5 protein-coding genes are annotated in these 4,071 nt (G+C 67.1%); all 5 read right to left on the bottom strand.

Going from position 1 to position 4,071, the window contains the following annotated elements; genetic code table 11:
* Positions 1–77 precede the first annotated feature (77 nt).
* Positions 78–353: a hypothetical protein gene (locus tag BGRAMDRAFT_RS33020; protein ID WP_006053283.1), complete on the bottom strand. Its 276-nt coding sequence runs from the start codon at positions 351–353 to the stop codon at positions 78–80.
* A gap of 88 nt (positions 354–441) precedes the next feature.
* A complete protein-coding gene (gene moeA, locus BGRAMDRAFT_RS33025) occupies positions 442–1,746 on the bottom strand; it encodes a molybdopterin molybdotransferase MoeA (RefSeq protein ID WP_006053284.1) in 1,305 nt (434 codons plus the stop codon).
* Positions 1,747–1,808: 62 nt separating this feature from the next.
* Positions 1,809–2,447 carry a molybdenum cofactor guanylyltransferase MobA gene (mobA, locus tag BGRAMDRAFT_RS33030; RefSeq protein ID WP_006053285.1) on the bottom strand — a complete coding sequence of 213 codons (639 nt, stop codon included), beginning with the start codon at positions 2,445–2,447 and terminating at the stop codon, positions 1,809–1,811.
* Positions 2,448–2,454: 7 nt separating this feature from the next.
* Positions 2,455–3,564 (bottom strand): GTP 3',8-cyclase MoaA, encoded by a 1,110-nt coding sequence (gene moaA / locus BGRAMDRAFT_RS33035; protein ID WP_006053286.1) that lies wholly within the window; start codon positions 3,562–3,564, stop codon positions 2,455–2,457.
* Between the two features lie 189 nt (positions 3,565–3,753).
* A partial coding sequence (locus BGRAMDRAFT_RS35805) for a ribonuclease E (RefSeq protein ID WP_083803879.1) occupies positions 3,754–4,071 on the bottom strand: 318 nt, incomplete at its 5' end.

A 4,071-nucleotide genomic window follows, 5' to 3' on the forward strand; every position in this document is an offset into this window, starting at 1 on the left:
ATCGGCGGTCCGCGCCTGCTGCCCGACCGGGCCCGCGCTCGCGGGCTCGGCAGCAGTGACGCGGAACGCAGCGCGCGTCATGCTTCTTCGGGTGCGTCGGTCAACTGGATTTCAATGCCGCCGAAGCGCGACGCCACCCAGTTGTACGCGTGGCAGGCGATCCACAGCAGGATGAAGCCGAGAATCGCATTCAGCAGCAGCGCGCTGAACACCGTGCTCAGTTCGACCGAACCGTAGCGCACGAACGCGACCAGCACGCCCAGCAGCACGATAGGCACGGAGAACGTCAGGTAGACGAGGATAAGTGCTTTGGCCGTTTGTCCCGGTGCAATGAACGAGATCTGTTTTTTCATGTAAGTCAAACCCGCATGTCGTAGTGGTAATGGGTAAAACAAATGCGCCGGTGATGACAGCGCCGGATCGCGAATATTCGCCGAACCGTTAGATCAGGCCGTGGAACAGCATGATACTGACGCGCTCGCCCTCGGCAACGTCGCCGTCTTCATGGCCGAGCACGATGAAACAATTCGCCTCGCTCATCGAACTCAGCACGCCCGAGCTTTGCGACTCTGTCGGCGTGACCTGCCATTGGCCGTTTGCATGCTGGGCGGCGATGCCGCGCTGAAACTCCGTGCGTCCGGGGCGCTTGCGGATCGAGCGCAGGCTTGCCGCGTGGATCACCGGCAGCGGCTGCGGCGTGGCGCCCGACATCAGCAGCAAAACCTCGCGGACGATCTGATAGAACGTCACCATGACGGCCACCGGATTGCCCGGCAGACCGAAGAATAACGCAGGCAGTCCGACGCCCGGCCGCTCGCCGGACCAGATGCGGCCAAATGCGAGGGGGCGGCCGGGGCGCATGGCGAGCCTCCAGAACGCGACGTCGCCGAATGTTTGCAACAAGCGCCTCGTCACATCCGCCTCGCCGACCGAGACGCCGCCCGAGGTCAGCACCACGTCCGCGCTCGCCGCGGCGCTGCGCAACGCGGCTTCGAGCGCGGCGGGTTCGTCGCGGATCACGCCGAGATCGAGCGTGTCCACGTTCAGGCGGCGCAGCATCGCGAAGAGCGTGTAGCGATTGCTGTCGTACACGGAGCCGGCTTCGAGCGGCTCGCCGAGCGAGCGCAACTCGTCGCCGGTCGAAAAGAACGCGACGCGCAAACGCCGCCGGACATTGATTTCGCCGATGCCGAGCGAAGCCAGCAAGCCCAGATCGGACGCGCGGATCACGCGGCCCGCGCGCAACGCCGCGTGGCCGCGGGCGAGGTCCTCGCCGGCCAGGCGCCGGTTGGCGCCGGCCTGCACGGCGTCGGCTGCAAAACGGATCGACGCAGAATCGGCGCTGCGCTCGACCAGCTCCTGCGGCACGACCGTATCGCAACCGTCCGGAATGCAGGCGCCCGTCATTACGCGCACGCATTGCGCCGTTGCTTCGACGCGGCCCGCGAACGGATGGCCCGCCAAAGCCTTGCCGACCACTGCGAGTTCGACGGACGGCGCGCCGCTCGTCAATGCGGCGCGGTTGAACGCATAGCCGTCCATCGCGGAATTGTCGTGCGAGGGGACGTCGATCGGCGAGACGATGTCTGCGGCGAGCACGCGGTCGAGTGCATCGCGCAGTGCCACGCGTTCGACCGCGGCGACGGGCGTGGCCCACTCGCGAGTAATCGCCTGAGCCGCCGAAACAGGCAGCGCATGAGGATCGTACTGCGCGACGCAGCGGGAAAATTCGTTTTGCGTGGTCATGAAGAAGCGGGACGTCGCGGCCGGCGGCGGGCGTGGCGCTTGCCGTGCGGCGGAGCGGGATTTCAGCCGGGACCCCGATGACGCTCGAGGTCGGCGAGTTCTTGTAAAGAATTGATATTGTAAAACGCGCGCTCGTCGGTAAAGGCGACTTCCACGGTCGTGTGGCGCGCGTACCACGCGCGGACCTTGCGCTCGCCGGCCTGAAGAAAGTCCGCGAGGTCGTCGGCGAGACGGGTGCGCAGCAGCGCGAAGACCGGGTGGAGTGATGCGTTGCCGCCGGCGTCCGAGGTCGTGACGGTGGCGATGTCCGCCGCGCTCGACTCGAGCGCTTCAGCGAGCCGTGCACCCAGATCCACGGGTAGCCACGGCGTGTCACACGGTGCGCTCAGCAGATAATCGCTTTGGGCCGAGCGCAAACCGGCGAGCAAACCGGCCAGTGGGCCAGGAAAGTCGGGCAGCGTGTCGGCGACGATCGTTGCGCCGAACGGCGCGCCGAGTGCGGCGTAGATGTCCGTGTGACGGTTCGCGCTGATCAGCAGCGCGCCGGTTTGTGGCGCGAGGCGCTTCAGCACATGCGCGGCGAGCGGTTCGCCGTGCAGCGGCTGCAAGCCCTTGTCGACGCCGCCCATGCGGGTGCCGCGCCCGCCCGCGAGCACGAGGCCGGTGATCCGTTCGCGTGTCGGCCGCCGGGTTGGCTCCATGCGCCGATCAGCCGCCGATGTACGACATTTCGACGCGGCGGGCATCCTGCGCGCCCGGGTCGGCCGCGTTGCTGCCGCGCAGTTGCGAGTAGCGGTCGCCGCGGCCTTGCCAGATTTCGGCGACGGCGGTCGCGATGTCGGCGTCGCTTGCTCCGGCGCGCAGTAGCGCGCGCAGGTCGTGGCCCGCCGATGCGAACAGGCACAGGTACAGCTTGCCCTCGGTCGAAAGGCGCGCCCGTGTGCAGCTTGCGCAGAACGCGCGCGTCACGCTGGAGATCACGCCGATCTCGCCGCTGCCGTCCGCGTAACCCCAGCGTTGCGCGGTTTCCGCGGCGCTATGCGCTTCGAGCGGCGCAAGCGGGAAATGCTCGGCGATGCGCGCGACGACATCGGCGGAAGGCAGCACTTCGGTCATGTTCCATCCGTTCGACGTGCCGACGTCCATGTACTCGATGAACCGCAGCACCGTGCCCGAGCCTTTGAAATGGCGCGCCATCGGCACGATTTCGCTGTCGTTCGTGCCGCGCTTGACCACCATGTTGACCTTCACGGGCGCGAGTCCCACCGCCTGCGCGGCGGCAATGCCGTCGAGCACGTCGGCGACCGCGAAGTCCGCGTCGTTCATGCGGCGAAACAGCGTGTCGTCGAGCGCGTCGAGGCTGACCGTCACGCGAGTCAGGCCCGCGTCTTTCAGGCTGCGGGCCTTGCGTGCGAGAAGCGAGCCGTTGGTGGTCAGCGTCAGGTCGAGCGGCCGGCCGGCCGGCGTGGTGAGTTGCGCGAGCCGCTCGATCAGGAATTCGAGGTTCTTGCGCAGCAGCGGTTCGCCGCCCGTCAGACGAATTTTCTCGACACCATGCGCGACGAAGAGCCGCGCAAGGCGTTCGATTTCCTCGAAGGTCAGCAACGCGCTGTGCGGCAGGAACGCATAGTCCTTGTCGAACACGGCGCGCGGCATGCAGTAGACGCAGCGGAAATTGCACCGGTCCGTCACCGAAATGCGCAGGTCGCGCAGCGGGCGCGCGAGCGTGTCATGCAGCGCGCCGCTAGGCGTTTGCAGCGGACCGGAGATGACCGGCGCCGCGCTAAGATCGGCAACAGGGATGATGCGTCGTGACATGGGTTGCTTGGGTTGCGCCAAACCGGGAAGGCGAGTTCTTCATTCTATCGGAAATGCATGTTCCAGCAGGGCGAGGGCGGGCGCCTTCGGGGTTTACGGGGAGGGCTACTGGCTGCGGGCTGACTGCGGTTCTTCGGGCGAAAAAAAGCCCGCCGGTGAGGCGGGCTTTTCGAAAGCGGCTTCGCAGACTTACTGCGGATGCCTGTTGGTTTCAACTTGCTGCATCGGCGCGCTGTCGGTCGGCGGTAACGGCTTGCGTTCGCGCACGACGCGCGGCGGCTTCGCCGTCTGCGCGGCCGCTTCCTGCGCGGCGCGCAGCTTGTCGGCGTCCGTATTGACCCAGACGAGACCGGCTTTCTCCAGCACGGGCTTCAGCGCTTCCGCCGAAACCCCGCCGTTGAACGACGCCTGAGCCGGCTTGGCCGCATGCGACACCTCTGCTGCCTGCGTGGCTTGCACGGCTTGCGACGGCGCTGCAATCGCCGGCTCCACTGCCGGCGCGGCTTC

The sequence above is a fragment of the Paraburkholderia graminis C4D1M genome, from assembly GCF_000172415.1.
Lineage (GTDB): Bacteria > Pseudomonadota > Gammaproteobacteria > Burkholderiales > Burkholderiaceae > Paraburkholderia > Paraburkholderia graminis.

Coding starts and splice junctions, on each gene's coding strand:
- BGRAMDRAFT_RS33020 (WP_006053283.1), bottom strand. CDS start 353: ATGAAAAAACAGATCTCGTTCATTGCACCGGGACAAACGGCCAAAGCA.
- moeA (WP_006053284.1), bottom strand. CDS start 1,746: ATGACCACGCAAAACGAATTTTCCCGCTGCGTCGCGCAGTACGATCCT.
- mobA (WP_006053285.1), bottom strand. CDS start 2,447: ATGGAGCCAACCCGGCGGCCGACACGCGAACGGATCACCGGCCTCGTG.
- moaA (WP_006053286.1), bottom strand. CDS start 3,564: ATGTCACGACGCATCATCCCTGTTGCCGATCTTAGCGCGGCGCCGGTC.